This is a genomic window from Tabrizicola soli (assembly GCF_015999335.1).
GTDB lineage: Bacteria > Pseudomonadota > Alphaproteobacteria > Rhodobacterales > Rhodobacteraceae > Tabrizicola > Tabrizicola soli.
Genome location: NZ_JAEACP010000023.1, coordinates 69,396 through 76,063 on the forward strand (window position 1 = coordinate 69,396; position 6,668 = coordinate 76,063).

General features: G+C 71.5%; 4 protein-coding genes. 3 read left to right on the forward strand and 1 reads right to left on the reverse strand.

The window, feature by feature from the left end; all coding sequences use genetic code 11:
* Positions 1-27 precede the first annotated feature (27 nt).
* The 3 genes from rnr to selD all read left to right on the forward strand — a co-directional run bounded on the left by rnr (position 28) and on the right by selD (position 6,540).
* Complete coding sequence (gene rnr, locus I7S92_RS19350) at positions 28-2,259, forward strand: ribonuclease R (protein WP_197647156.1); 2,232 nt, start codon at positions 28-30, stop codon at positions 2,257-2,259.
* Positions 2,260-2,360: 101 nt separating this feature from the next.
* Positions 2,361-3,578: a lytic murein transglycosylase gene (locus I7S92_RS23390; RefSeq protein WP_277922982.1), complete on the forward strand. Its 1,218-nt coding sequence runs from the start codon at positions 2,361-2,363 to the stop codon at positions 3,576-3,578.
* 778 nt (positions 3,579-4,356) lie between these two features.
* Positions 4,357-6,540, forward strand: a complete 2,184-nt coding sequence (gene selD / locus I7S92_RS19360) for a selenide, water dikinase SelD (protein ID WP_197647158.1) — start codon at positions 4,357-4,359, stop codon at positions 6,538-6,540.
* On the opposite strand, the gene I7S92_RS23535 is transcribed toward selD, so the two are convergent.
* Positions 6,537-6,668: integrase core domain-containing protein (locus tag I7S92_RS23535; protein ID WP_197647159.1), on the reverse strand; the 132-nt coding region annotated here is incomplete at its 5' end. The genes selD and I7S92_RS23535 overlap by 4 nt on opposite strands.

Here is a 6,668-nt window from a genome sequence, read left to right on the forward strand (position 1 = left end):
GCCGGTTGCCGTGCTAGGTCTTGCGGCATGAAACCATTGCCCTCCAAGGATGAAATCCGCCAGTGGATTTCCGAGAACCCCGGCCTTGCGGCCAAGCGCGACATCGCCAAGGCCTTCGGGATCAGGGGCGATGCGCGGATCGAGCTGAAGCGCCTCTTGCGCGAGCTGGAGGACGAGGGGGTGGTCGAGACCTCCGGCCGCCGCTTCCGCGAGCCGGGGGTGCTGCCGCCGGTGGCGGTGTTGCAGGTGCTGCCGCCGGATGCGAACGGCGATCTTTATGCAAGGCCGCTGGAGGAGGGGGTGGACGAGACGCCCCGCATCCTGATCATCCCGAAGAAGGGCGACCCGGCGCTTGGCGGGGGCGACCGGATTCTCGCGCGGCTGGCAAAGGTCGGGGCTGAGGACCATGCCTATGAGGCGCGGCTGATCCGGCGGCTGGGGTCGAATCCGCGGAAGGTGCTGGGGGTGTTCCGCCTGGGCCGCGAGGGCGGGCGGATCGTGCCGATCGAGAAGGGCGACGACAAGGAATGGCGCGTCTCGGCCGACATGACGATGGGCGCGAAGGATGGCGAGCTGGTCGAGGCCGAGGCGGTGGGCGCGCGGCGGCTGGGCCTGCCCGCGGCGCAGGTCGTGGCGCGGCTGGGCGATCCGGCGGGGCCGCGGGCGGCGAGCCTGATCGCCATCCACCAGCACGGTATTCCCGATGTCTTCCCCGATGCGGTGATCGCCGAGGCCGACCGGGCCGAGCCGGTGGGCATGGCGGGGCGCGAGGATTTGCGCGACCTGCCGCTGCTGACCATCGACCCGGTGGATGCGCGCGACCGCGACGATGCGGTTTTCGCCGAGGCCGATACCGACCTGGGCAATATCGGCGGCTTCGTGATCTGGGTCGCGATCGCCGATGTGGCGCACTATGTGACGCCGGGGTCTGCCCTGGACCGCGAGGCGCGTCGCCGTGGGAACTCGACCTATTTCCCCGACCGGGTTGTGCCGATGCTGCCGGATATCCTGTCCGGCGACCTCTGTTCGCTGCACGAGGGCGTGGACCGGGCCTGTCTGGCGGTGCGGATGGTGGTGGACGCGGGCGGGCACAAGCGCGGCCATCGCTTCGTGCGGGGGATGATGCGCTCGGCGGCCTCGCTGCATTATGCGCAGGTGCAGGCGGCGGTGGACGGGGCGCCGGACGAGAAGACCGCGCCGCTGGTCGAGCCGGTGCTGAAGCCGCTTTACGGGGCCTATGCCGCGCTGAAGCGGGCGCGGGAGATGCGGCAGCCCCTGGACCTGGAGCTGCCGGAGCGCAGGATCGAGCTGGACGAGGCGGGCCGCGTGACCTCGGTCGCGTTCAAGGAGCGGCTGGAGGCGCACCGGCTGATCGAGGAGTTCATGATCCTTGCCAACGTGGCGGCGGCCGAGGAGTTGATCCGGCTGAAGCATCCGCTCTTGTTCCGGGTGCATGAGGAGCCCTCGCCCTTGAAGCTGGAGGGGCTGCGCGAGGTGGCGGAAAGTGCGGGCATGACGCTGGCCAAGGGGCAGGTGTTGCAGACCAAGCACCTGAACCGGCTCTTGGCGCAGGCCGAGGGGACCGAGTTCGACGAGCTGATCAACCTTTCCACCCTGCGGTCGATGACGCAGGCCTATTATCACCCGGAGAATTTCGGGCATTTCGGGCTGGCGCTGCGGAATTACGCGCATTTCACCTCGCCGATCCGGCGCTATTCCGACCTGATCGTGCACCGGGCGCTGATCTCGGCGCATGGCTGGGGCAGGGACGGGCTGTCGGCCTGGGACGAGGAGAACCTGGAGGAGACGGGCAAGCTGATCTCGGAGGCGGAGCGGCGCAGCATGGCGGCGGAGCGGGATACGACGGATCGGTATCTGGCCGCCTATCTGGCGGACCGGGTGGGGGCGGAGTTCGCGGGCCATGTCTCGGGCGTGCAACGCTTCGGGGTCTTCGTGCGGCTGGACGAGACAGGGGCGGACGGGCTGATCCCGGTGCGGGCGCTGGGGCGGGAGTATTTCCACTATGACGAGGGCAGCCAGACGCTGATGGGGGCCGAGACCGGGCTGGTGCTGGGGATCGGGCAGAAGGTCGTGGTGCGACTCTCGGAGGCGGTGCCGGTGACCGGCGGGCTGATCCTGGAGCTCTTGTCGGTCGAGGGCGCGGTGGTGCGGCCGCCGCGGCGGAAGGCGGGCAAGTACAGCCCCCGGAAGCCGGCGCAGGCGGCCGCGAAACGGCGGCTGGTGCGCAAGCGGAGGTGACGGGACCGGGGGTTTCACGCCCCCCGGCCCATTGGTATCCCGAACCAATGGCGAAACCGACGGGTTACCCGTGGAGTATTTTTCCCAAGAGGAAGCACGATTTGAATCGAATTGTCGCGGTCGTGGTGGCGCTCGCTTCGGGCGGGGCGCAGGGGCAGACGATCCTGCCCGATCCGGTGGCGGGGGCGGAGGTGGAGATGGGGACGCAAGCGGGGCTGGAGGCCTGGGTGGAGGGGTTCCGGCCGCGCGCCCTGGCGGCGGGGGTGCCGGCGGCGGCCTTCGACGCGGCGCTGCGCGGGGTGGCGTTCGATCCGAAGGTGGTGGAGCGCGACCGGAGCCAGAACGAATTCACCAAGACGATCTGGGATTACCTGGACACCGCCGTGTCGGAGGACCGGGTCGCGCTGGGGCTGCAGGCGGTGGCGAAGCATCGCGCGCTGCTGGAGCGGATCGAGGCGGAATATGGCGTCGAGAAGGAGGTCGTCGCGGCCATCTGGGGGCTGGAGAGCGCCTATGGCGGCTACCGGGGCGACCTGCCGGTGCTGGGCTCGCTGGCGACGCTGGCCTATGAGGGGCGGCGGGGGGCGTTCTTCGAGGCGGAGCTGATCGCGGCCTTGAAGATCGTGGCGGGCGGGCATGTCGAGCGGTTCGCGGGCTCCTGGGCGGGGGCGAGCGGGCATACGCAGTTCATGCCGTCGAGCTGGGAGAGGTTCGCGGTCGATTTCGACGGGGACGGGAAGCGGAACCTCTGGGGCGAGGATCCGGCGGATGCGCTGGCCTCGACGGCGAATTACCTGCGTTTCTGGGGGTGGACGAAGGGGCAGCCCTGGGGGGTGGAGGTCAAGCTGCCCGAAGGGTTCGACTACGACCAGACGACCGAGCGGGTGGTGAAGCCGGTGGCCGAGTGGCAGGCGATGGGGGTCAGGACGGTATCCGGCGCAGACTTGCCGTACCAGGGTCCGGGTTCGATCCTGCTGCCTGGAGGGCATCGCGGGGCGGCTTTCCTGATCTTTCCGAACTTCCAGGTGATCGAAAAGTACAACACGGCCGACGCCTATGTGGTGGCGGTCGGCAGTCTTTCGGACCGGCTGAAGGGGAGGCCGGCGATCCGGTCGGGCTGGCCGCGCGAATTGCGGGCGCTGTCGCTGGAGGAGCGGCGGGAGTTGCAGGACCGGCTGGGGCAGGCGGGCTTCGATCCGGGCGGGGTCGACGGGCGGATGGGGCCGAAGACGGTGGCGGCGGTGAAGGCGTTCCAGAAGGCGCGGGGGTTGGTGCCGGATGGCTATCCCAGCCTCGAGGTCCTTGCCCTGCTGCGCTGAGGCGGTCCTTTCATGCCGGTGGAAATATCCCGCGGGCTTGCCGGTGGTTTCGCCATCGGTTCTGGGGCGCCGCTCCGATAGCCGGGCCATGCCCACGACATGCCATGCGAGGTTTTCCTGCCCGTGCCCCGAGGTGGAGAGGATCATGGACAGGGTTCCCGAGACCTTCGCAGGCGCGCTGCTTGTTCCCCGGCCCGCGCGGCGTCTGCCGTGCCGGGCATTGCCGTCGGCCGCAACGGCCATGTATCGACTGCCGCGCGCCGGGCTTTCGGTGCCGGTGCACGCGATCGGCGAATGGCAGTCCCGCATGTGCCCGCGCAGCCGGCGGTCGTTCTGGAGGATCGGTGCCGCCTCGCCGGACATCTCGGACGCCTGGTCATGGGCCGGGGCGACGGAGACCGCCGGTTGCCCGGCTGGCGATCCAACCGCCTGCGGGGCGGATGGAGGCTGCGGACGCTCCGCGCGGCGTGTTTCGAGAGGCGCAAGGCCGAGGCGGCGATGCGCCCCGGCGGACGGCATCGCTACATTGCGCTGGGAGAGCTTCCCACGCGGCCGGGGCGACCTGCCCTTTTGCGGTCGTCGGGACGCCTCACCGTGCCGCGAGGAGAGCTTGCCCGGAAGGATCGACGAGACGTAAGGCTGCGTTCCCGAGAATGCTCCTGCCGGAGGTTCCTGCCGCTGCCGCTGGAATGGCGGCCTCTTGCAGACCGGGGGGCCGGGTGCTCGTCTTTCGCCGCCGCCTGGGGTAGAGGGCTGGCGAAGCCATGCGAGAGGCGAGATGACCCCCCTCTATCCTGCGATCAAGGATCTCGTGCTGGTCGGTGGCGGCCATGCCCATGCTCTGGTGCTGCGGATGTGGGCGATGGACCCGCTGCCGGGCACGCGGCTGACGCTGGTGAACCCCGATCCGGTGGCGCCCTATACCGGCATGCTTCCGGGCCTGGTCGCCGGGCATTACCGGCGCGACGAGCTGATGATCGACCTGGTGCGGCTGGCCCGGTTCGCGGGCGCGCGGCTGATCCTGGATCGCGCCACCGGGCTGGACCCTGCGGCGCGGCGGGTGCGGCTGGAGGGACGGCCGCCGCTGGACTATGACCTCTGCTCGATCGACGTGGGCATCACCTCGGACCTGCCCGGCCTGCCGGGGGTGGAACATGCGGTGGCGGCGAAGCCGATGGCCGCCTACGCCGCCGCCTGGGAGGCCTTCGTCGCGCGCCGCCTGGCCTTTCCCCGGGTGGTGATCCTGGGCGCGGGGCTGGGCGGGGTGGAACTGGCGCTGGCCTCGCGGCACCGGCTGGCGGCGCAGGGGGCGCGGCCGGAAGTGGTGCTGATCGACCGCGAGACGCGGCTTCTGCCGGGGCTGGGCGCTTCGGCGCGGCGCAAGATGCTGGCGCGGCTGGAGGCCGGGGGGATCACCTTGCGGACCGGGGTCGAGGTGGTGGGGATCGGCCCTTCCTCCGTGACGCTGGCGGGGGGCGAGGAGGTCGGCTCGGATTTCACGCTGACGGTGGCGGGGGCGCGGCCGCAGGGCTGGCTGGCCGGAACGGGGCTGGAACAGGCGCAGGGGTTCCTGGTGACGGATGCCTGTTTGCGGACCTCGGATGCGCGGGTCTTCGCCGCCGGGGATTGCGCGACCGTGGCCGGGGCGGCGCGGCCGAAGGCGGGGGTCTTCGCCGTCCGCGCGGCGCCGGTCCTGCAGGCGAACCTGCGGGCGGCGCTGTCGGGCGGAAAGCTGCGGCGGTTCCTTCCGCAGCGCGACTACCTGAAGCTGGTGGCGCTGGGTCCGCAGGAGGCGGTGGCGGACAAATGGGGGCTGTCGCTCGCCGGGGGCCGGCTCTGGCGGCTGAAGGACCGGATCGACCGGGCCTTCATGGAGCGGCTCTCGGACCTGCCGGCGATGGCGCGGGAGGCGGTGCCGGCGGCGGCGACCGAGGGACTGGCGGCGCATCTGGCGCGGCGGCCGCTCTGCGGGGGCTGCGGGGCGAAGCTGGGGCCGGGGGTGCTGGGCGCGGCGCTGGCCGGGCTGCCCGCGCCGCAGCGGCCCGAGGTCCTGTCGGGGCCGGGCGACGATGCGGCGGTGCTGAAGGCGGGCGAGGGGGTGCAGGTGCTGACGACCGACCATCTGCGCGCCTTCTGCAACGATCCCCGGCTGATGGCGCGGCTGACGGCGCTGCATGCGCTGGGCGACATCTGGGCGATGGGAGCCCGCCCGCAGGCGGCGCTGGCGCAGGTGGTGCTGCCGCCGCTGGGGCCGGAATTGCAGGCGCGGATGCTGGGCGAGATCATGGCGGAGGCGGTGGCCACCTTCGGCGCGGCCGGGGCGGATGTGGTGGGCGGACATTCCACCGAAGGGGCGGAACTGACGATCGGGTTCACGGTCACCGGCCTTGGCGGACGGGTGATCGGCAAGGGCGGCGCGCGGCCGGGGGATGCGCTGGTGCTGACCAAGCCCCTGGGCTCGGGCACGGTGCTGGCGGCGGAGATGGCGCTGGCGCGGCTGCCGGGGCAGCTGATGGGAGAGGCCTGGGTCGCCTGTGTCGCGCAGATGGAGCGCGGGCAGGGGGATGCCGCGGCGATCCTGGCGCCGGAGGCGCGGGCGATGACCGACGTGACGGGGTTCGGCCTGGCCGGGCATCTGCTGGAGATGCTGGAGGCCTCGGGCGTGGCGGCGGAGGTGTCGCTGGAGGCGGTGCCCTTCCTGCCGGGCACGGTGGCGCTGGCGCGGGCGGGGCAGGGGTCCTCGTTGCAGCCGGCGAACCTGGCGGCGGCAAGCTGGCGGATGACCGCGCCGGTCGATCCGCGGGTGGATCTGCTGAGCGATCCGCAGACCTGCGGCGGGCTTCTGGCGGCGGTGCCCGAGGCGGCGGCGGCGGGGCTGGTCCGGGCGCTGCGCGCCATGGGGCATGACGCGGCCCGGATCGGGCGGGTCACGGAAGGCGCGCCGCACCTGACGGTGGTCTAGATGTGAGTTCTTACGAGGTCGTTCACCTTTGAGAGGGGAGGCGTTCGGTTGAGTGCGGAGTGTGGTCTTGATCGGTTGAACCAGTCAAGCCAGCGCGGCAGATCGGCGTTTCTCGCGTCGGATGTGGG

Bases quoted from the DNA above. Each gene is read 5' to 3' on its own strand.
- rnr (WP_197647156.1), top strand. From the start codon at position 28: ATGAAACCATTGCCCTCCAAGGATGAAATCCGCCAGTGGATTTCCGAG.
- selD (WP_197647158.1), top strand. From the start codon at position 4,357: ATGACCCCCCTCTATCCTGCGATCAAGGATCTCGTGCTGGTCGGTGGC.